The 20,404-nt window shown below is 71.5% G+C and carries 23 protein-coding genes; 11 read left to right on the top strand and 12 right to left on the bottom strand.

Translation table 11 applies throughout. The annotated features are described in order from the left end of the window. The first annotated feature begins 19 nt into the window (after window positions 1-19). Window positions 20-547 (top strand): hypothetical protein, encoded by a 528-nt coding sequence (locus tag BJ964_RS35895; RefSeq protein ID WP_188124795.1) that lies wholly within the window; start codon window positions 20-22, stop codon window positions 545-547. A gap of 14 nt (window positions 548-561) precedes the next feature. Here the strand turns inward: BJ964_RS35895 and BJ964_RS35890 are convergent, their stop codons facing one another. From BJ964_RS35890 to BJ964_RS35860, 7 genes are all read right to left on the bottom strand, one after another. Further along, window positions 562-1,917, bottom strand: a complete 1,356-nt coding sequence (locus BJ964_RS35890) for a phenylacetate--CoA ligase family protein (RefSeq protein ID WP_188124794.1) — start codon at window positions 1,915-1,917, stop codon at window positions 562-564. Window positions 1,918-1,940: 23 nt separating this feature from the next. Further along, window positions 1,941-2,696: a hypothetical protein gene (locus BJ964_RS35885; RefSeq protein ID WP_188124793.1), complete on the bottom strand. Its 756-nt coding sequence runs from the start codon at window positions 2,694-2,696 to the stop codon at window positions 1,941-1,943. A 57-nt stretch (window positions 2,697-2,753) separates the two neighbouring features. After that, a complete protein-coding gene (locus BJ964_RS35880; RefSeq protein ID WP_188124792.1) occupies window positions 2,754-3,518 on the bottom strand; it encodes an ArsR/SmtB family transcription factor in 765 nt (254 codons plus the stop codon). A gap of 204 nt (window positions 3,519-3,722) precedes the next feature. Next, a complete protein-coding gene (locus tag BJ964_RS35875) occupies window positions 3,723-4,631 on the bottom strand; it encodes a hypothetical protein (RefSeq protein WP_188124791.1) in 909 nt (302 codons plus the stop codon). A gap of 237 nt (window positions 4,632-4,868) precedes the next feature. Beyond that, window positions 4,869-5,777 (bottom strand): protein DA1, encoded by a 909-nt coding sequence (locus tag BJ964_RS35870; RefSeq protein ID WP_188124790.1) that lies wholly within the window; start codon window positions 5,775-5,777, stop codon window positions 4,869-4,871. 253 nt (window positions 5,778-6,030) lie between these two features. Next, window positions 6,031-8,451, bottom strand: a complete 2,421-nt coding sequence (locus BJ964_RS35865; RefSeq protein ID WP_188124789.1) for an MMPL family transporter — start codon at window positions 8,449-8,451, stop codon at window positions 6,031-6,033. 15 nt (window positions 8,452-8,466) lie between these two features. Continuing rightward, a complete protein-coding gene (locus BJ964_RS35860) occupies window positions 8,467-9,075 on the bottom strand; it encodes a TetR/AcrR family transcriptional regulator (protein WP_188124788.1) in 609 nt (202 codons plus the stop codon). Between the two features lie 65 nt (window positions 9,076-9,140). Here BJ964_RS35860 and BJ964_RS35855 point away from each other — a divergent pair, with 65 nt between their 5' ends. After that, entirely contained in the window at window positions 9,141-9,923 is a 783-nt protein-coding gene (locus BJ964_RS35855; protein ID WP_188124787.1) for a PhzF family phenazine biosynthesis protein, read from the top strand. Here BJ964_RS35855 and BJ964_RS35850 read toward each other — a convergent pair. Continuing rightward, complete coding sequence (locus tag BJ964_RS35850) at window positions 9,910-11,076, bottom strand: trans-sulfuration enzyme family protein (protein WP_188124786.1); 1,167 nt, start codon at window positions 11,074-11,076, stop codon at window positions 9,910-9,912. The genes BJ964_RS35855 and BJ964_RS35850 overlap by 14 nt on opposite strands. Window positions 11,077-11,140: 64 nt before the next feature. Here BJ964_RS35850 and BJ964_RS35845 point away from each other — a divergent pair, with 64 nt between their 5' ends. The 6 genes from BJ964_RS35845 to BJ964_RS35820 are packed head-to-tail and all read left to right on the top strand — an operon-like array spanning window position 11,141 to window position 15,394. After that, window positions 11,141-12,532 carry an aminotransferase-like domain-containing protein gene (locus tag BJ964_RS35845; RefSeq protein WP_188124785.1) on the top strand — a complete coding sequence of 464 codons (1,392 nt, stop codon included), beginning with the start codon at window positions 11,141-11,143 and terminating at the stop codon, window positions 12,530-12,532. 45 nt (window positions 12,533-12,577) lie between these two features. Then, on the top strand, window positions 12,578-12,892 hold the full coding sequence (locus tag BJ964_RS35840) for a PadR family transcriptional regulator (RefSeq protein WP_188124784.1): 315 nt from the start codon (window positions 12,578-12,580) through the stop codon (window positions 12,890-12,892). Then, window positions 12,889-13,734, top strand: a complete 846-nt coding sequence (locus tag BJ964_RS35835; protein ID WP_188124783.1) for a hypothetical protein — start codon at window positions 12,889-12,891, stop codon at window positions 13,732-13,734. Before BJ964_RS35840 ends, BJ964_RS35835 begins: the two co-directional genes overlap by 4 nt. A gap of 37 nt (window positions 13,735-13,771) precedes the next feature. Further along, the gene (locus BJ964_RS35830) at window positions 13,772-14,533 is read left to right on the top strand and encodes a maleylpyruvate isomerase family mycothiol-dependent enzyme (RefSeq protein WP_188124782.1); all 762 of its coding nucleotides are present in this window, start codon (window positions 13,772-13,774) and stop codon (window positions 14,531-14,533) included. A gap of 38 nt (window positions 14,534-14,571) precedes the next feature. Continuing rightward, the gene (locus tag BJ964_RS35825) at window positions 14,572-15,231 is read left to right on the top strand and encodes a GrpB family protein (RefSeq protein ID WP_188124781.1); all 660 of its coding nucleotides are present in this window, start codon (window positions 14,572-14,574) and stop codon (window positions 15,229-15,231) included. Continuing rightward, window positions 15,167-15,394: a DUF4177 domain-containing protein gene (locus tag BJ964_RS35820; protein ID WP_188124780.1), complete on the top strand. Its 228-nt coding sequence runs from the start codon at window positions 15,167-15,169 to the stop codon at window positions 15,392-15,394. Before BJ964_RS35825 ends, BJ964_RS35820 begins: the two co-directional genes overlap by 65 nt. 10 nt (window positions 15,395-15,404) lie before the next feature. Here the strand turns inward: BJ964_RS35820 and BJ964_RS35815 are convergent, their stop codons facing one another. After that, window positions 15,405-15,926, bottom strand: coding sequence for an alpha/beta hydrolase (locus BJ964_RS35815; RefSeq protein ID WP_188124779.1), 522 nt, complete (start codon window positions 15,924-15,926; stop codon window positions 15,405-15,407). Then, a complete protein-coding gene (locus BJ964_RS35810; protein ID WP_307838019.1) occupies window positions 15,923-16,561 on the bottom strand; it encodes a nucleotidyl transferase AbiEii/AbiGii toxin family protein in 639 nt (212 codons plus the stop codon). The genes BJ964_RS35815 and BJ964_RS35810 overlap by 4 nt, the downstream gene beginning before the upstream one ends. Window positions 16,562-16,586: 25 nt before the next feature. On the opposite strand from BJ964_RS35810, the gene BJ964_RS35805 reads away from it, so the two are divergent. Then, on the top strand, window positions 16,587-17,348 hold the full coding sequence (locus BJ964_RS35805; protein ID WP_188124777.1) for a hypothetical protein: 762 nt from the start codon (window positions 16,587-16,589) through the stop codon (window positions 17,346-17,348). Window positions 17,349-17,352: 4 nt separating this feature from the next. On the opposite strand, the gene BJ964_RS35800 is transcribed toward BJ964_RS35805, so the two are convergent. Both BJ964_RS35800 and BJ964_RS35795 read right to left on the bottom strand, forming a co-directional pair. Then, window positions 17,353-17,694 carry a hypothetical protein gene (locus BJ964_RS35800; RefSeq protein ID WP_188124776.1) on the bottom strand — a complete coding sequence of 114 codons (342 nt, stop codon included), beginning with the start codon at window positions 17,692-17,694 and terminating at the stop codon, window positions 17,353-17,355. A 653-nt stretch (window positions 17,695-18,347) separates the two neighbouring features. Continuing rightward, window positions 18,348-18,584, bottom strand: a complete 237-nt coding sequence (locus BJ964_RS35795; protein ID WP_188124775.1) for a hypothetical protein — start codon at window positions 18,582-18,584, stop codon at window positions 18,348-18,350. A gap of 99 nt (window positions 18,585-18,683) precedes the next feature. Here BJ964_RS35795 and BJ964_RS35790 point away from each other — a divergent pair, with 99 nt between their 5' ends. Next, window positions 18,684-19,493: a metal-dependent hydrolase gene (locus BJ964_RS35790; protein WP_188124774.1), complete on the top strand. Its 810-nt coding sequence runs from the start codon at window positions 18,684-18,686 to the stop codon at window positions 19,491-19,493. Between the two features lie 216 nt (window positions 19,494-19,709). Further along, complete coding sequence (locus BJ964_RS35785; RefSeq protein WP_188124773.1) at window positions 19,710-20,387, top strand: hypothetical protein; 678 nt, start codon at window positions 19,710-19,712, stop codon at window positions 20,385-20,387. The last annotated feature ends 17 nt before the right edge of the window (window positions 20,388-20,404 follow it).

Raw genomic sequence — 20,404 nt, 5'->3', positions numbered from 1 at the left:
GCTTCGGAGGGAACAACGGGTGAGTGACGCCGTGGTGCTGTTCGATGGGGAGATCAGCGTCCACTACCGGTTCCTCTGGCTGATCGGTGGGTCGGACTGGCCGGAGCTGATCAGCGCGCGGGCCGGGCAGCGCAACGGCATCCTCGGTGGGGCCGCGCCGGGCATCCTGTCGATGATCACCGGGCTGCACACCGGGTGTGTTCCGTTCCGGGTGGAGTGGCATGACAGCCGGCCATCGGTCGATCCATGGTGGGAGGACGTGGTGGAGGTGTCCTACCAGCCGCCGGGCACCGAGGTCGCGCTGTGCGCGTTCGAGCAGTTCGTCCACCTGACGCTGCCCCGGGCGGACAGCTTGCGGGCCCGGTTCTGCGCCGAGGGCATGGACGAGGGCGCCGAACAGAACAGCGCCTTCGACGACGACCCACGCCCCGATCGCTACCTGTTGGCGTTGTGGCCGGCGCCGCCCGAACCCGAGGCAATCCTGCGGGAGAGCAGCGCCCAGGCATCGTATTGGCATCAGGTCGCCCGGCAGGCGCGGCGCACCTGAGCCCGGCGGCGGGGTCAGGTGGGCAATTCCGAGTAGACGGTCCGGAACTTTCCACCGGGGGTGCGGGTGGGCGGCCGCGTGTCCAGGCGGACCGTCACGGTGGTGAGACCGTGGCCGTCGAGCAGGGTGCGCAGTTCCTGGTGCACCCGGGTCCACACCGCATCCGGGTCGGCGCCGTCCTCCAGCAGCAGCCGGATCGTGAGCCGGTTCGGGGCGTCCTGTACGACCTGGAACATCCGGACACCCGGGCTCCGGTCGACCAAGGTGCCGACGGCGAGCGGCGGCAATGACACCGCACCGGGGAAGACCAGCATGTCGGAGCCACGGCCCTGGACCCGGACGGCGGGCAGCCGGTTGCCGCACGGGCACGGGTCCGGGCGTACGGTGAGGCTGTCGCCCAGGTCGTACCGGATGATCGGCTGCACCCGGTTGGCGAGGTTGGTCAGCAGGACGGTGTGGGACGGCTCGCCCGCCGGCACCGGCCGGTACTCCTCGTCGACCGGCTCCAGGATCGCCCAGTCGGCGCTGACGTGCAGCCAGTCCTGGTCGCAGCCGTGCGCCAGACCCATGAACTCCGAGCAGGCGTAGTGGTCGCGGACCTTGGCCCGGAACGTCGACCGGATCAGGTCCCGCTCGTGCGGCGACAGCCCCTCCGCCGAGGTCATCACCAGGATCGGCCGGATGTCGAGACGGCCGGCGCGCTGCTCGCGGGCCAGCAGGGAGATCGCACTGGCGTAGCCGTTGAGGATCGTGGGGCGGAACTCCCCGACCGCTCGCACCAGCTCGGGGAGTGGGCTGTGTACCGACATGACGCGGATGCTGCGGCGGCGCAGCGGCCGTTCCCGGATGAGGCGCTGGGCGGTGGCGTACCCGGCGAAGTGCCCACCGGTCGCCCACACGGCGGCCACCCGGTTGCCGCGCCGCAGCATCGACAGATAGTCGCGGGCGGACAGCCAGGACCCGGCGGCGCGGGCCACCGTGATCGCGGAGAGGACCGTGTACATGCGGTCGTCCTGCACGAAGATCCCCCGGTGGCCGCTCGTGCCGGACGTCGTCACCACCTGGTAGCGGTCCAGGTAGAGAGCGCCGGCCAGGGAAGGGTCGTCGACGAACGCCCGTACCCCGGCCAGCGTCACGTCCCGGTCGGTGGCCCACTCGTCGTACCGGCTCATCAACTCGGCCTTGGACGTGACCGGTAGCACTGTCACGTCTTCCGGCTCGGCGGGCAGCGAACCGTAAAGGGACCGGTAGAACGGCGAATGGGCCCGGGCATGTGCGACCAATGAGGCCAGCCGGGTGCGCTGCCGTTCGTCGAGATGGCGAGGGGCGCGGCGCAGGTCCCGGATCACGGAGAAGAGACGGTCGGCCATGACTATCCATCATGGCCGATGAATCAGTCGTCGGAGGGCAGGATGCGGCGGCCGAACTCGATGTCGTCCAGGTCGCCGTGGAACTGGTCGGTGTCCACGTCGCTCTGCGCGGGGTTGATCCGCTTGCCGCCGATCACCACGGCGCCGCTCGGCAGGATGTCCCGCAGCTTGCCGGTCTGCTGGGCGGGCGGCACCACCTGGCGGCCGGTCACCGGGTCGTTCACCCGGATCTGGAACAGCACCGGCGACAGCCGATAGCAGGTCACCCGGTACCAGCGCCCGACCGTCAACGTCAGATCGGCCGGCAGCAGCACGAACTCGGTGCCGTCCGACCAGCGGCAGGACGGGCGGCCGCTGTCGACCTGGAGCTTCCACTGGCTGACGCCGGCGCCCGCCGCGCCGAACTGGAAGACGTTCATCCCGGCCGCGGAGGACGGCGGTTCGGTGAGGCGGATGTTCGCGGCGTACACGAAACGTCCGTCGCCCGGCCTGAGGGTGACCGTATCGGTCGGCTTGATGATCGCTTGCGGACACGGGGCGGCGGTGCAGCTACCGCCAGGGAAGCGCAGGAAGCCGTCCACCGCGGTGATCGTCCCGCCGCCACCGGTCGAAATGTCCCCGTGCAGGTTCTTGCCGCTGCTGTCGGCGACCTTGGCCGGGCCGGTGAGGTCGCCGAGGTACAGAAGCTCCAGCTCGCCGGGTGGCGGCGCGGCCATCGCCGGGGTTGCGGCGAGGACGGCGGCGCACACCGCGCCGATGGTGGAACGCAGAAACGTCATGCCGCGAGTGCACCGGAAAGGCCCAGCATGCGACAAGACGGATCTGTGCGACTGACCCTAAAGATGCGCCGGCACCTCCCACGGCGCCTGCGGCAGCACCCGGCCGGTCTCCAGCAGCGACTTCAGGTTCGCCATGACCGCCGGCCAGCCCAGCGACACGGCCGCCAGGTCGTCGTCGGTGGCCAGGTTCACGTGGGTGACGGTCAGCCGGACGATGTCGTGGTACGGCTCCACCAGGAACGTCACCGTCGACGAGTCCGGCCGGGCCGCCGCGCCCGCCTCCCCGAACGTCATCACCAGGCGGCGCGGCGGCTCCACCTCCAGCACCACACCGCCGGCGTCGGCCACTCCCGACCCGTCGACCCGCCGGTGCTCCCACGGCGAGCCGGGCTCCCAGTCGGACACGTTGCTGTGCCCCCAGTAGGCGCCGGTCAGATCAGCATCGGTCAGCGCCTCCCACACCCGTTCCGGGGTGGCGTGGATGTAGGTCACGTACACGAAATCGGGTTTCATCCGGGGCTCCTCCGCCTGTCGCCGGATCGCGTCGAGCGCACCCAGTCGGGGCTGCTCGAACGGGGCGATCCATCGCTGCTGCAAGTCGTGAATGGGAACCGGGTTCAGGTAGTGCCATCGCTCCCGGCCGCGCCGGACGACACTGATCAGGTTCGCCTCGCGCAGCACCTCGAGATGCTGCGTCACCGACTGCCGGGTCATCTCCAGCCGCGAGCACAGCCGCCCGAGGGTCTGACCGTCCTCCGCCCGGAGGCTGTCCAGCAGCCGGCGCCGCGTCGGATCGGCGAGCGCTTTGAACACCAGGTCCATGACCTGCATTATGCAGGCAACTGACTGCATGTCGTCAAGGGTAGCGCGACACGCACCGCCCAGCCGCCGCCACCGCGGTCGCCGCCCGCGCCCGCCGCACCTCGCCGGCCAGCGCCGTGGCGACCCGCGAGCTCCCGGATGGCCCGGCCCGGCGGCGCGCCCGCCGGGCTGAGCTGCCCACTCGCCCTTCGCCGTGCGGGGTCGTCAGCTCTTGGGCTTCACCGTGTCGAGATACCGCCGGACGATGTTCGGCGAGTTCCCGGCCATCATCCGGAACGCGTTGAAGTTGCTGCCGTAGATCGGGCTTGCATCGGCCTTCAGCAGTGCGATCCGCTCGCTCGCCTCGGCCCGGATCTCCGGCGTTGCCCCGATGCGGCTCAGCTCCTCCAGGTACGTGTACGCCACGAGGTTGCAGAAGCCCTCGATGAAGTCGCTGTTGTTGTAGTCCTTGTCGTTCGTCCAGACGTGCGCCAGTTCGTGAAGCAGCACCTCCATGAAGGTGATCTTGCGGACGCCGACGATCACGTACACGGTGTACTGCTTCGGCTTGCTGCCCGCGGACTGTGTCAGGGTGAGCCCCTGAACGTTGCCGTTGTCGCTGCCGTGCGCGGCGAGGGCGTCATCGGCGGCCACCTTGTAGATGATCCGGCCGGTCAGATCGGGGAAGGGGAACCCCAGCCCGCTGAGCCAGGTCTGGAACCATTGCACCGCCTCGCCGATCAGCGGATTGGCCTGCGCCAGGTTCTGGATGTCGTCGGTGCCGCAGTACGAGCAGCGGTAGCCCGCCACAACGCCCTTGTTGCTGCCCTCCCACGGGACCGTGCCGTGGAACAGGTCGGTGGGCTGTCCCACCGGCGTCAGGCACGCGCCGCACCTCAGCGTGCTGCTCCTCCGGCAGTCGTTGCAGACCTGGAGGCCGGAATAGGTGTACCGCTGGTTCGGGCGCACCTCCACCCCCGCGACCTCGACGAACGTCCGGCAGCCTGGGCAGGCCACGGTCTGCTGGGCGTGTGTGGCGCAGAGCAGGACGGCTCCACCGGACGGCCGGTCGATGGACTTCGTCGCCTGCTGGCCGCAACCCTTGCTCGCGCAGGTCCGAATCTGAGGATTCATGCGTGTCTCTCCTCGTCCCGTGCCGGCCCCCTGCCGGCGTCACCTCAAGAAGACACGCGTATCCCGTTTCACGTATGTCACGTTTCCGACTTACGGAACCCGGGCCCGGGCGTGGCGCTCAGCGTCCCAGCCCAGGGACATCGGCTCGGCCGGGGTGACCACCGATCCCGCATGGCCCGGCCCGGCGGCGCGCCCGCCGGGCTGAGCTGCCCACTCGCCCTTCGCCGTACGGGGTCGTCATTTCTTGGGCTTCACCGTCTCGAGATACCGCCCGACGATGTTCGGCGAGTTCTCGGCCATCTGCCGGAACGCATTGAAGTTGCCACCGTAGATCGGGCTTGCATCGGTCTTCAGCAGGACGATCCGTTCGCCCGCCTCGGCCCGGATCTCCGGCGTCTGCCCGTTGCGGTTCAGGTCTTCCAGGTACTTGTACGCCACGAGGTTGCAGAAGCCCTCGACGTAGGGGCTGTCGTTGTAGTCCTTGTCGTTCGTCCAGACGTGCGCCAGCTCGTGAAGCAGCACCTCCATGAAGGTGATCCGGCGGACGCCGACGATCACGAGCACCTCGTACTGCTTCGGTTGTTTGCCGACCTGCTTGGTCAGGGTGAGCCCCTGAACGTTGCCGCTGTCATTGCCGCGCGTGGCGAGGACGTCGTCGGTGACCACGTCGTAGATGATCCGGCCGGTCAGGTCGGGCCAGGTGAAGTTGAGCCCGCCGAGCCAGGTCCCGAACCACAGCACAGCCTCGTCGATCAACGGCTTGGCCTCCTCCAGCGTCGGGATGTCCGCACTGTCGCAGTAGGCGCAGCGGTAGCCCACCGCGAGGCCGGTGCCGCCCCTCCACGTCGCCGTGGCGGGGAACAGGCCGTCTGCGCCGGGCTTTCCCACCGGCGTCAGGCACGCGCGGCAGCTCAGCGTGCTGCTCCTCTGGCAGTCGGTGCAGACCTTGTGGCCGGAATAGGTGTACCGCTGGTGCGGGCGCACCTGCACCCCCACGACCTCGATGCACCTCTGGCAACCTTGGCAGCGCACCTGCTGCCCGCTGTGCGTGACGCAAAGCGGGATGGCTGGACCGGACTGCGGCGTGATGGCCTTCGTGGCCTCCTGGCCGCAATCCTTGGCCGCGCAGATTCGATTGGGATCCATGTTCGTCTCTTCTCGTCCCGCGCCGGCCCCGTGCCGGCGTCACCTAGGAAGAGGCGCGAATCCCGTTTCGCGTATGTCACGTTTCCGACGCCGCTCAGGGCTTCACCGCCGGTGACCACCGATCTCAGCCCGGCGGGCGCGGCAAAGGAGCACGTGGCAGTCGATCGCGGCTCTGTCGTACAAGAAACGGGGTTGGGAAAGAAGGACGCCCCGCTGCCCGGTGAGGCGGCAGCGGGGCGAGTGGGCAGCCGGGTCAGCGAAGCGCCGGCTCCTCGGACGGCGCCGTCGGCTCCGCGTGGTGGACGACCGGGTGGGAGCGTTCCAGGGCCGCGCCCTCGACGTCCACGTCGGGCAGGATGCGGTCCAGCCAGCGGGGGATCCACCAGGCGGAGTCGCCCAGCAGGTGCATGATCGCCGGGATCAGGAGCATGCGGACCAGGAAGGCGTCGACCAGTACGCCGAAGGCCAGGCCGAAGCCGAGCGACCGGATGATCGCCGTGTTGGAGAAGATGAAGCCGCCGAAGACGCTGATCATGATGATCGCGGCCGCGGTGACGACTGTGCGGCCGGCGTGGACGCCCTGCCGGACCGCGACCCGGGCCGGAGCGCCGTGGGCGAACGCCTCGCGCATGCCGGAGACCAGGAACAGCTGGTAGTCCATGGCCAGGCCGAACAGGATGCCGATCAGGATGGTCGGCAGGAAGCTCAGCACCGGTCCGGGGTCGTGGACGCCGAAGATCGCGCCGAGCCAGCCCCACTGGAAGATCGCGGTGACGCCGCCGAACGTGGCGAACAGCGACAGGATGAAGCCGAGCGTCGCGGTCAGCGGGACCAGGATCGACCGGAACACGAAGATCATGATGATCAGGGAGAGGCCGACGACCAGGCCCAGGTAGCCGGGCAGCGCCGTGCCGAGCTTCTCCGAGATGTCGATGTTGCCGCTCGCGGTGCCGGCCACGCCGAACGTCACGTCACCGGAGATCGGCGACAGGCCGCGCAGGTCGCGGACCAGCTGTTCGGTGGACGAGCTGTTCGGGCCGCCGTCCGGGATCACCTGGAAGGCGAGCGTGGTGTTGTCGGCGGACGCGCCGATCGGGGCGACCGCGGTGACGTTGTTCTGCGCCAGCAGCAGCGTGCCGATGCGGACCTGCTCGGCCTGCTGGGCGTCGCCGGTCAGCGGGGCCGGAAGGTCGGCGACCACCAGGATCGGGCCGTTCACGCCGGCGCCGAAGCGCTCCTCGGTCAGGTGGTAGGCCTGGTACTGGGTGGACTCCCTGGCCTCCGACGAGCCGTCCGGCAGGCCCAGCCGCATCGACAGCGCCGGGATCGCGACCGCCACCAGCGCGGCGGTCAGGCCCACCACGGTCAGGACCGCCCGGCTGGTGCTCATCGGCTTGTTGTCGAACGCGGCCTGCGCGTGGGCCCTACGGTTGAGGACGCGGCGGCCGATCAGCGACAGCAGCGCGGGTGTGAGGGTGACGGCGAGCAGGACGGCGACCGCCACGCAGATCGCGCCGACCGTGCCCATCAGGCCGAGGAACGGGATGCCGGTCACGTTCAGCGCCAGCAGGGCGACCAGCACGGTGGCGCCGGCGAACACGACCGCGTTGCCGGACGTGCCGTTGGCCAGGCCGATCGACTCGTGGAAGTCCACACCGGCGAGCAGCTGGCGGCGGTGCCGGTTCAGGATGAACAGCGAGTAGTCGATGCCGACCGCGAGGCCCAGCATCACGCCGAGGACCGGCGTGATCGACAGCATCTCCACCACACCGGACAGCGACAGGGCCGCGGTCACGCCGATGCCGACGCCGGTCAGCGCGGACAGGATGGGCAGGGCGGCGCCGACCAGCGTACGCAGCATGACCAGCAGCGTGATCGCGGCGATCACCAGGCCGGCCACCTCGCCGACACCGAGGATCTGCGGCACCTCCTGAGTGATCTCGTTGGAGAACTCCACCTCGACCCCGAACGGGGCGTTGCCGCCGACGTGCTCGATGACGCCCTTCTTGACCTCGGGTGTGACGTCCAGCTGCGGCTTCTCGAACAGCACCTGCGCCACCGCGGTCGAGCCGTCGGCCGTGACCGTGCGGATCGGCGCCGACATGGCCAGCAGTTTGCGGCCGCGGTCCAGCTTGGCGCTCTCCGCCTCCAGTTGGGCGCGCTTGCCGGTGAGCAGGGCCTGCTGCTGGTCGACCTGGGCCTGGGTGGCCGGGTCCAGCTTGACGCCCTTCGCCGCGTTCAGCCGGCCCTGACCCTCGTCGAGCAGCTGCCGGCCGGCGTCGATCTGCCGCACCCCGTCGGCGACCTGTTTCCGCCGGTCGGCGATCTGCTGGGCGATGGCGAACGGGTCGGTCGTGGACCGGACGCCGTCCAGCTCGGCGGTCGATGTCAGCAGCGCGCTGATCACGGCCCGCTGCTCCTCGGTGAGCGCCGAGCCGTCCGTGGTGTGGAAGACCAGGCGCCCGCTGCCGCCGCTGACGGCCGGCAGCCGTTCGGCGAGCCGGTCGCTCACCTTCTGTGTCGGGGTGCCCGGGATGTCGACCATCGGGGAGAGGGCGCCGCCGGCCACGAAGTAGCCGGTCACCGCGATCCCCAGGATCACGAGCCAGGACGCCAGGACGATCCCGGCACGCCGGGCGGAGAACCTGCCCAGCCGGTAGAGGAGCTCGGCCACTGTGTTCTGTTCCTTCTAATAGCCGGTGCGGACGGTTGCGATGAGCCGTTCGAGCAGGTCACGCCAGAGATCGCGGGATTCGCCGTCGGTCGCGGCGGAGGTGGTGGCGATCCAGTGGGTGGCGATCACGACGGTGCCGTTCATCAGTGAGCTGACCAGGATGGCCGCGTCGATCGGGTCCATGTCGGGGTAGCGGTGGGCCAGTTCGCGGGCCATCTCCTCGGAGGCCCGCATGAAGGTGGCCAGGAAGATCTGGTTGGCACGGGGGTCGCCGGGCGCGAATCCGCCGAGGGCCCGCCACAGGTAGGCGATGACGCCCGGCACGTCGGTGTCGCGCAGCGCCCCGGCGACGTCGTCGAACATCGACGCCCGCTCCCCGGACGTGACCGTGTCGCGGAACCGGCCGATCGCCACGCCCAGCATCTCGGTGCACACGGTGGTGACCACGTCGTCGATCGACGAGAAGTGGTTGAAGATCGTGCGCCGGGAGACGTCGGCGCGTTCGGCCAGCTGGTCGACGCTGAACCGGACGCCCTCACCGATCAGGGAGTCGGCGGCGTCGAGGATCGCGCGGCGGTGGCGTGCCTTCAGCGCGGCCCGGCGATCGATGGGCACGGTCGTCACGTTGACTACACTAGGTGCATCGTTGCACTAGGTGCAAACGAGGGGCGGATCGATATCGTTCAGGGATGCGAACCATGGTGGACGCCTGCACCCGCGACGGCACGGGTGGCAGCCCGACCGTCGTGGTCGACGATGATCCGTCGCTGCGCGACGAGGACCGATGCGCGATCGTCCGGGAGAGCGGGGCCTCGCACGGCGCGTTCCTCTCCGTGCCGCACCTGCGCTTCTTCACCGGTACGGGTGAGCTGCGCAACTGCGGCCACGGGATCCTGGCGGCGCACGCCGTGCTGCTGTCCCGCAGCGGCCTGCCGGAGCAGCGGCTGCGGCACCGGACCGGCGACCGGCCGCACGTGGCCGACGCGGCGTGGCGGCCGGACGGCATCGAGGTGTGGTACGACCAGGGCGCCGTGTCGTTGTCGGCCCCGGATGCGGCGGCCGGGGTGCTGGCCGCCCTCGGCGCGCCGGCCGTGATCGGGCTGTCGGTGGCGTCGCCCGGCACCCCGCGCCTGCTGGTCGAGGTGCCGGACGCGGAAGCCGTGATGGCGGTGACCCCGGACTCCGCCCGGCTGGCGGCGGCCTGCCGCGAGCGGGAGCTGCTCGGCTGCTTCGTCTGGGCGTTCGGGCCGGACCGGTCGGTGACCGCCCGCATGTTCGCCCCGGCGATCGGCGTCGACGAGGACGTCGCCAACGCCAACAGCTCCGGCTGCCTGGCCGCCCACCTGTACGCCACCGGCCGCGGCGACACCGTCCAGGTCCGTCAGGGTGACGCCCTGGGCCGCCCGTCCACCGTCCTGGCCAGCACCGACGGCCGCACCACCCGGATCGGCGGGACGGTCAGGATCCGCTGAGGGCCCGGTCCAGGTCGGCGATCAGGTCGTCCGGGTGCTCGATGCCGACGGCGATCCGGATCGTGCCGGGGCTGATCGACGCCGCCCGCAGCTGCTTCTCGTCGAGCTGCCGGTGGGAGCTGCTGGCCGGATGCAGGACGAGCGTCTGGGTGCCGCCGAGTGAGGGTGCGAGGCGCACCAGCCGTACCCCCTGCTGGAAGCGCAACCCCGCGTCGTAGCCGCCGGCGAGGTCGAAGCAGAAGGGTGCGGCGAAGCCGCGCACGAAGGTCCGGGCGATCGCGTGGCTCGGATGGCCGGGATCGCCGGTCCACAGCACCCGCTCGACCGCCGGATGCCCGGCGAGGAACCCGGCGATACGGGTCACGTTCTCCTCGTGCCGGGCCATCCGCAGGGCGAGCGTCGCCAGGCCGCGGATGGTCAGCCAGGCGGCGAACGGGTCGGCCACCGAGCCGAACTCGACACCGTGCCCCCACACCGTCCGGTACCGCTCGTCGTCGGCGAAGACCGCGATGCCGCCGGTCACGTCACTGTGGCCGCCCAGGAACTTGGTCACCGAGTGGATCACGATGTCGGCGCCGTGCTCGATCGGCCGGCACAGCAGCGGGGTGGCGAACGTGTTGTCGACGATCGTGGTGATCCCGGCGGCCCGGGCGACCGGCGCCAGGTTCGGCAGGTCGCTGACGTGGCCGGTCGGGTTGGCGACGGTCTCCAGATACAGGATCCGGGTACGCGGGGTGATCGCCTCCCGGACCTCCTCGGGGTCGTGCCCGGTCACGTAGGTGACGTCGATGCCGAACCGGTCGGACAGGTCACGCAGTGTGGCGAGCGTGCCGCCGTAGAGGGAGTGCTGGGCGATCACGTGGTCGCCGGTGCGCAGCAGCCCGTGCAGCACCGTCGAGATCGCGCCCATCCCGGAGCCGGTGGCGATCGCGGCCACCCCGCCCTCCAGGTCGGCCACGGTCTGCTCCAGGGCCCGTACGGTCGGGTTGGCGAACCGGGAGTAGACATAGGAGCCGTCCGGCCGGTGGAGGCCGTCGGCGAGCGGGCCGGGATCGTCGAACGCGAACGACGACGTCTGATAGAGCGGCACCGACAGCGGGGTGCTGGCCGGAACCGGTGCGTGAACGTGGACGAGGCGGGTCTCCGGATGCATGCCCCGATCCTGTGCGCAGGCCGGGTGCCCGGGCCAGAGCCAATACCGATACATTGGTTTGCTGATGAGTCCAATCCCGGCCACCGAGCTGGCCGCCCGCCTCGGACGCTGGTCCGCCGGCCGCGGCCCGCTCTACCTGCTGCTCGCCGCCCGGCTGCGGGCCCTGATCGACGACGGCGAACTGCCGCCCGGCACCGGCCTGCCCACCGACCGGGCGCTGGCCGTCGCGCTGTCGGCGGGCCGCACCACCGTGGTCGCCGCCTACGACCTGCTGCGCGACGAGGGCCGGCTGCTCCGGCGGCAGGGCAGTGGCACCTGGGTCGCCGGGGCCGCGCCCGCGCAGGCGTCCACCGCCGAGCCCACCACCAGCCCGGTCTTCCTGCACCTGCTCGACCAGCCGGACCACGTCACCCAGTTCGCCTGCGCCGGGCCGCTCACCCCGCCGGCCGCCCTCCGGGCCGCCTACCGCCGTGCGCTCGACGACGTGGGGGACGGGCTGGGCTACCACCCCGCCGGGCATCCGCGGCTGCGCCGGGCGCTGGCCGGCCGGTACGGCGCGAGCCCTGGCGAGTTCCTGGTGACCACCGGCGGGCAGCAGGCGTTGTCACTGCTCACCCGGGCACTGACGGCGCCCGGCGATGAGGTCGTGGTGCAGGCTCCCACGTACCCCGGAATGTTGGAGGTCTTGCGGGAGCACGCCGCCGTGGCCGTCCCGGTCCCGGCCGACGGTTCGGGTTTCGCGGCCGCTCTGGCACTGCGGCCCGCGTTCGGCTATCTGATCGCCGCCTGCCACAACCCGACCGGCCGGCACCTCGCTGAGCCCCGACGTCGCGAGATCGTCGCCGCGGCGCTGCGGGAGGACGTGCCGCTGGTCGTCGACGACGTCCTCGCCGAACTGGCCTTCGACGGTCCCCTTTCGGTGATGAAAGGCGTGATCGTCGTCGGTTCGCTGAGCAAGGTGGTCTGGGGTGGGCTGCGGGTCGGCTGGGTCCACGCCCCGGCGCCGCTGATCAACCGGCTGGCGCGGCTCAAGGCGGTCCACGACCTGGGCAGCGGGGTGCTGGATCAGCTGGCCGCGTCCCACTTGGTCGGCGACCTGACCGCGCTGGCCGCGGCCCGCGCCCTCTCGCTGCGCCGGCGTCACGACCATCTCTGCGCCGAGCTGCGGGAACGGCTTCCGTCGTGGACGTTCGAAGCCGCCTCCGGCGGTCAGACCCTCTGGGTACGCCTCCCGTACGGTGACGCCGCCGCCTACGCCCAGGCCGCGCTCCGCCACGGGGTCGCCGTCCTGCCCGGTGGTCAGCTCGACCCCACCGGCGGCAGCCACGACCGGCTGCGACTGCCTTTCGTGGCTTCACCCGCCGACATCACCGCCGCGGTCCTTGCGCTGGCACAGGCCTGGCAGGGCTACAGCGGTGAGCGTGTCCCGGTGCCCCTTCCCGCCATCGCCGTCTGATTCCGGGTCTCGTCATATGTCGTGTAACTACGTATAGTCTGGTGCATGCGTGAGACCACGTACTTCACCCTCGCCGCCCTGCAACACGGGCCGCTGCACGGGTACGCGATCATCCAACGGGTGTCCGAACTGTCCGGGGAGCGCGTCCGCCTCGCCACCGGCACCCTCTACACCGCACTCGACCGGCTCACCACCGCCGGCCACATCCGGGTGGCCAGCGAGGAAATCGTCAACGGGCGGGCCCGCCGGTCCTACGAGCTGACCCCGCACGGCCGGACAGCCCTTCAAGAACAAGCCCGGGTGTACGCGGAAGCCGCCCGCATCGTGCCCCTGACCCGTTCGGTGGTGCGCCCCGCATGAACCGCGTCGAACGCCGCTACGCCCGCCTGGTCCGCCTCTACCCGGCCCGCTCGCCCCGCGACGAGATCCTCGACACCCTGCTGCAATCCGGCCAGGCGCCCACCCTGCGGGAGACGTCCGCCCTGGTCATCGGCGCGCTGCGGGCCCGGGCCGGGTACGGTCTGGACCGCTCGCCGATCCGCCTCGCCGCCCTCGCCGTGCTGCTCTACGCCACCGCGGTCGACGTGCTCACCGCCCTGCCGCTGGACGTGCCCGCGATCGTCGGCACCCCGCTCGGCATCGCCCAGTACGCGGTAGCCGGCCTGGCCGCCCTCGTGCTGCACGTGACGGCGCTGTTCGCCCTGGCCCGGGGCGCGTACCGGCTGTCGGCCGTGGCCACGGTGCTCGCCGTCGCCCCCGCGCTCGTCGCGCTGGAACGCAGCGGCTCCTACCTCAACGACGGGTTCTGGGCCGCGCCGGTCGCCGCGCTGCTGGTGCTGGCCGTCAACCTCAGCCCGCGGCGGGAACGCTCCAGCCCGTACCTCTGGATGGCTCTTCTGCCGTTCGCGATCGTGATCCTGCCGACCGGGGCCGGCACGGTGCTGTGGACCAGCTTTTTCATCCAGCAGCAGGCCATGCTCGTACTGGTCGTCGCCGGTCTGGCCTGGTCGTTCATCGACCCGCGGGTCCCGCTCGCGGTGGCGGCGCTCGCGTTGTGCAACTTCCTCACCCACGTCACCGCGGTCGCGGTCGGTGCGGTCGTCGGCGACGGGACCATCGCGTACGGCCTCGCGGTCACCGCCGCACCCTGGCTGCTCCTGCTCGCCGCGGCCGCCGTCGGCCACCGCCGTGCCCTTATATGAGGCGCGCCGAAAGACGGGTCATGGTAGAAAACTCGCCGTGTCACAGATCCTTGAGTTCCCCGACCTGATCCGCCTCCTCGACGAGCGCACGGAGGCGTTCCGGGCCGCCATCACCGCCGCTCCCGACCTCGGCGCCCCGGTGCCGACCTGTCCCGAGTGGGCGCTGCTCGACCTGGCCCGGCACGTGGGGGAGGGGCGCCGCCGCTGGGCCGCCACCGTCGCCGCCGGGCCCGCCGACACCCCACCGGACGCCTCGGTCTGGGCGAGCGAGGCGCCCGGCGAGCGCGAGGCCCTGCTGTCCTGGCTGGCCGACTCGCAGCGCATCCTCGCGGACGCGCTGCGGGAGGCCGGCCCGGACCACGGCTGCTGGACGTGGTGGGACGTGTCCGCGTCACCGCAGACGGCCGGGGCGGTCGCCCGGCACCAGCTCCAGGAGGTGGCGGTGCACACGTACGACGCGCAGGTCACCGCCGGCGCCGCGGAGCCGCTGCCGGGCGAGGTGGCGCTCGACGGGGTCGACGAGTTCCTGGCCACCTGCTGTGCCGGGCCGTACCGGTGGCCGTACCAGCCGGTCGCGGTCGACTACCAGGCCACCGAGGGCCGCACCTGGCGGCTCACCCTGACCGCCGACGGCGTCCGGGTCGCCGAGCCGGACGAGGCCCCGGCCGGCGCCTCCCTGCGGGCGACCGCCTCCGAGCTGGTGCTGGCCCTCTACGGCCGGATCCCGGTGACCGACCTGAAAGTCGACGGCGACGCCGGCGTGTTCGACCTCCTCCTCGCCTGGGATCCCGAGGAGTAGTCGTATTCTGGCGGACTTTGCTATCGACGGAGGTTGAGATGGCCGAGTACCCGCGCGAGATCACCGAGCGCTTTCACGGCACCCCGGAACAGACCGCCACCGCCCTGATCGGCGAACCACCAGGGCGGTGGCAGACCGTCGTCATCGAGGACCACGACCCGTCCTGGGCGGACCGCTACACGGCTGCCCGGGACGGGATCCGGCAGGCCCTCGGCGACCGGATCCTGAGCATCGACCACGTCGGCTCCACCTCGGTGCCCGGCCTGGCCGCCAAGCCGATCATCGACATCGACCTGCTGCTGTCCGGCACCGGCGACGAGAGCGCCTACGTGCCGGACCTGGAACGGGCCGGCTATCGTCTGCTGCTGCGCGAACCCTGGTGGCACGGCCACCGCATGCTGATCAGCGCGGCCGAGGACGTCCACCTGCACGTGTGGCCACCCGGCGCCCCCGAGCCGATCCGCCACCGCCTGCTGCGCGACTGGCTGCGCACCCACCCGTCCGACCGCGACCTGTACGCCGTCACCAAACGCCGGCTGGCCGCCGACCCGGACGGCTACACCCTGTCCAAGAACGACGTCATCGACCAGATCCTCGCCCGCGCCTTCGCCGCCACACCGGTAACCTCGCCGGATGGCGGTCTGGGAGTACGCGGCGATCATCGTGAAGAACGGGCGCACCATCCACTGGCTGGGTGACGACGGCGAGAAACCGATGACGGCCGAGAATCCGGTCGCTGCGCTCAATCAGGCGGGCCGCCGCGGCTGGGAGGTCGTGGCGGCCGAGACGCCGGCGCACGGGTCCGCCTATTGGGGATTCGGCAACATCGTCTACACGCTGAAGCGGTCCCTCCAGCGGTAGATCCCGCCGTTCACAGCGCTGCCAGGAATTCCTCGACGGCCGTGCCGACCGTGCCGAGCACGTCGGTGTACGCCCGCACCGGCCCCGGAACGCGCAGGCTGTGGTCCCCGTCGGAGATCTCCAGGAACGGCTTGCCGGTGGCGCGGACCGCCTCGGGCAGCCACAACCGGTCGGCGGTGCCGCCGACGATCAGGGCCGGGGCCGGGTTGGCGGCGATCGCGGCGACCACCGCCGGATCGGTCAGGATGGGTGTGAGCCAGACGGCGGGGAGCGCACGCTCGGCGGCGAGCGCGGCCGCGTGGGTCCCCAGGGACTTGGCGATCAGGACCGGCCGGGCGGTCGCGTGGTGCAGGGCGGCCGCCACATGGACCCGGACGAACGGCTCCGGGCCGACCTGGAACAGCCCGTCCGGAGGGGTCCACCTCACCGGCACGACCTCGTCGCCGCGGGCGGTCAGGATGGCGTCGGCAAGGTCGAACAGCGACCCCTCGACGGTGTAGCCGTGGCCGGGCACCAGGATTCCGGAGATCATCGGGGCCATCCTGCCAGGCGTTCGCGCAGGGCGGTGATGGCGTCACGGTCCAGGCCGTAGAGGGCGAACCGGGCGTCGTCCAGCCGGTCCAGATAGCGCCCGGCATCGGCGATGTCCTGCGGATCCAGGGCCGGATCGGCGGCGTGCGCCAGCTCCAGGACACGGTCCAGCGGATAGCGTTCCAGCGCGGCCGCCACATCGATGTAGTCGCGCACCTCCCGCCGGTTGACCAGGGCCGCGACCTTCGTGGCCACCAGGTCGTCGAGGTGCATGACCGGGCCGACGTCCATCACCACCGGGGCGCGGTGCCGGTCCAGCCGGCACAGGGTGAGCCGCAGCGCCCGGTCCTCCCCGGCGACCAGGAACTCCTGGATGTCGGCGTCCATCCCGGCGAACAGCTCGTCGGCCTCCTCGCGGACCACCCGGTACCCGGCCGCGGTCAGCGCCGACGTCACCTCACCGGCCGCCGCCAGCACCCCACCGGCCGTGTCGGTGAACAGGTCGATGTCCTCGGTCGGCCGCGCGACCAGCCCGTTCACCAGCCACGCCACCCCGCCGCCGAGAACGAAGCCGTGCTTGTCGGCGACGGCCAGCGCGATCCGGGCGACGTCGCGGTAAAAGTCGTCGACATGCACGCCGACAGATTGGCACACTGCGCCCATGTCCGATGCGAACGACGCGCTGCGATGGCTGAGCTCAGCGGGTGTGCTCCCGCTCGGCGGCGGTCGATGGCAAGACGACGATGGTACGAACGTGGGCACCGATTTCCTGGCCCACAACTGGACCGAGGCCATCCTGGGCGACGAGGAGCTGTCCCCGCCCGAGCGGGTGCGGATCGCCCTCGGCCTCCTGGACCTGATCGACGAGTTCTGGGTCACCCAGGAAATCGCCTTCTACCTGAGCCCCTGGTACACGTCCCCGGAAACCGACCCGGCGGCGGCCGAGGCGTTCTGGACCGGAGTGCGGAGCAGGCTGGAAGCGCCCGAGGTGCCGTCGCAGCTGCTCTACTCGCTGTGGGTCGAGTGGTTCGAGACCTGGACCATCAGCGGTTCCGTCTTCGCCGAGGTGCTCGGCGCCGACGTGCGCGGGGGCGGCGATCTCACCGCCGGGCCCCTGCGTCTGCGGGCCGACCGCGTGCTGCGCCTCTCGGGTTTGGTGCCGTGGAAGGACAAACGAGACGTGTACGAGGCGGCCGTCGCGGTGCCCACCCTCGCGCCCGCCCTCCTTGAGGCGCTGGTCCGCTGCTACCGCGATTACTACGGCGACATCGACCCGGGCGAGGCGCTCACGTTACTGAGCCGGCTCGACCTACCCGCCGACACCGAGCACCTGGCGCCGCTGCGCATGGTCCTGTCCGACGCCAACCGCAACCACTACCGGACTCCGGAAGCATGGAAAGCCGCGGTCGAGGCAACGAGCTGACCGCTCAGGCGCCGGCGAGGACCCGCAGACGGGGGTGCCGGGCCTCCCAGGCCGTGCGCACGCCCCGGGGCAGGTTCAGCTCCGGCCACAGCCGGGCCAGGGTCGGCCCGTCGAGGTACGACCGCAGCTCGTCGACCCGGATCGCCTCGCGCAGCACGTTCTCATACATCCACAGCAGCATGGTGTGCACGCCGAGGTCGAAGGCCCGCTGCGGCTGCCACCACAGGCGCAGCGGCAGCTCCACCAGGCCGGAGATCGGCCCGCGCAGCTCACCGAGCGTCCCGGCGACGACGACCGGCCGGTGGGGCCGGGCGAGGTGCGTGACGGGAGCGGTACTCACGGACATGCCATCAGCCTAAACCGACACACCGGTCAGGCAGCAACCACCTAGATTCCTAGGATGCTCTAGGCAGGGTGCGGCGGCTCATCCAGGTGGTTGCGGTAGCGAGCACCAGCGCGGCCTCATCCCCGGTACGGTCCGGCGGCACCCGCCGCAGCACGCCCGGCAACCTCCGCGCCGACAACCCTCATCGGTACGCGTGACGTCGCCCCAACCGCAGTCCGTCCCGTCCCGCCGGTTCGACCAGCCTCACCGCGACTGCGGGTCGCCGCGCGCCCGCCGGTTCGGCCGTCCCGGCCGAGTCGCGCTGGGCGATGTTGGGTGGCTGGCTACCGGATGGGGTGGGGAAACGTCCAAGGTCGGGCTGCGCGGGTTGGTGGGCGCGGGGCGGTGGGCGATCTTGGGTGGCTGGCTACCGGATGGGGTGGGGAAACGTCCAAGGTCGCGCTGCGCGGGTTGGTGGGCGCGGGGCGGTGGGCGATCTTGGGTGGCTGGCTACCGGATGGGGTGGGGAAACGTCCAAGGTCGGGCCCGGCGGGAGCGGCGCTACGGCGGCGCTACCGCGGCGGGCGGGCCGCGGAAGGGCTGGGTGGGGTTGGGGATCATGAACGTGCCCGGTGCTGCGGGGCAGACCGGGCACGTTCTCGGTGAGGGTTGCGTCAGCGGACACGGTCGAGCAGGCGCTGCCAGCGGCTGCGCGGGCGGCGGGCCTGGGCGACCTTGCGGCCGCCGATCACGCCGGTGGCGGTGACGGCGGCGAGTGCGAGGACGGCGGCCGAGGCGATGCCGGGGCGGTTGCGCACCACCTGTCCGGCCTGCTTGACCCGCGAGCCGGTCGTCCGCTCAGGGGCGGCGATGTCGTCTCGGGCACCGACAGTGCTGTCGTAGGTGGTCATGACTGCCTTCCCATGGGTTTGGTTCGGGTGGTCCTCCCGTGACATGCCCACTACGGGCCGAAGTCAATCCGGCTTGCGGTGCCCGGCGATGCTGGGACCATGATGGGCCGGTCGCATGCGCTGTCCGGGGGAGTGGGCTGGCTGGCCGGGTGCGCGGTCCTGACCGCGGCCGGTGCGGCGCCCGCGCCGGCGGCCGTGGTGTTCGGCGCCGCCGTGGCCACCGGGATGGCACTGGCCCCGGATGTCGACCATCCGAAGTCCACGATCGCCCATTCGGTGGGGTATCCGACCCGGCTGCTGGCCGGCGGGGTGTCCCGGGCGGCGGCCGCGTTGCGTACCGCGTCGTGTCGGCACTGCTCGACCGGCCGGCCGCGCGGTGGGCACCGGGCCGTGACCCACACGGCGCTCGGCGCGGTCGTCGCCGGCCTGGTCGCCGCCGGGGTGAGCCTCTGGGCGGGCCGGACCGCCGTACTGTGGATCATCGGGGTCTCGGTGTGGCTGGCCGCGCACTCCGCTCTGTCGCCGCGGACCCGGGCCAGGGTGGGGGACATGATTCTGCCGGGCCGGTTCCGGCGGTTCGCGCCCCGGTTCACGGCGGCCGTCGGCGCGGTGCTGGTCGGAGGCGTGGGCGCGGCCCTGGCGGCGGCGTTGATCCCGGCCGGGGCCGCCGTCTGGTGGGTGGGCCTCGCCGTCGCCTGGGGCTGGCTGGCCCACGCGCTCGGTGACGCGCTGACGTTCTCGGCGGTTCCGCTGTGGTGGCCGCTGCGCATCCGGGGTTGCCGGTGGACCCCGGTCGGCGCGCCGCACTGGGCGCGTTTCCGCACCGGCTCGCCCACCGAGACGGGCGTCGTGTGGGCGATGGTGGCGCTCGGCGTCGGCTCGGTGCTGCTTCTCGGGGCTGTCTCGTGATCCTCCCTGCGGGACCCGCCGAACAGGAACCTGTCTCCTGATCCTCCCTGCGGGACCCGCCGAACAGGAACCTGTCTCCTGATCCTCCCTGCGGGACCCGCCGAACAGGAACTTCGAGGGGTGTCCTGATCGATCCCCGGACGGCACGAAACAGGGATTCGCCGGAAACCGGGGTGCACCAGGATCGGAAGCGTCCGATCAACGAGGGGGAACGCCTTGCTTCGCCGGAACATCTCCGCGGTCGCCGTCGTCGCGACCCTGGCTCTGACCCAGCAAGCCTGTTCGAGCAGCTCGGAGCCGGCCGGGCAGCCCGCCACGCAGGCGGCCGCCCCGGCGTCGGCCACTCCGGTGCCGGCCTCCGCGCCGGCGGCCGCCGACGCCGAGCCGTCCGCCACCGCGGCGGGTGACAGCACCGGCGCCACCGCGGGCGGTGACCCGATTCTGGCGGGCAGGCGGCAGGTCGTGATCAAGCCGATCGAGACCACCGAGTCGATCGTCGTGCTGGAGAAGGGCAAACTCACCACCACGGACGGCGAGGCGGAGCACAGCCTGTTCGTGTTCACCCCGCACAACGGGAAGTACCTGATCAAGACGGCCAAGGCGGACGCCGGCGGCGAGCCGTCCTGTCTGGGGATCAAGAGCAACGGGAGCAACCCGCTGACCGTGGTGGCCGCCGCCTGTGACACGAGCCGGGCCGGTCAGCTGTTCACCGTCGAGCCGGTGGGTAGGAAGGACGGCGAGGGCCGGCCGATCTACTCGATCAGCAACGGTGACGCGTTCCTCCAGCTCTCCGGCCGGTACGGGGTGATCGCCCAGGAACTCGGCGACGCGCCACTGTCCACCACCTACGCGCTCGTCGACAACGGACCGTCCACCCTGCCGGCCCTCGACTGACATCCGGCGCCGTGGAT

This window comes from Actinoplanes lobatus, assembly GCF_014205215.1.
Classification (GTDB): Bacteria; Actinomycetota; Actinomycetes; order Mycobacteriales; family Micromonosporaceae; genus Actinoplanes; species Actinoplanes lobatus.
The sequence above is the reverse complement of the archived record's forward strand: the minus strand, read 5'-3'. Positions and strand labels throughout refer to the sequence as shown.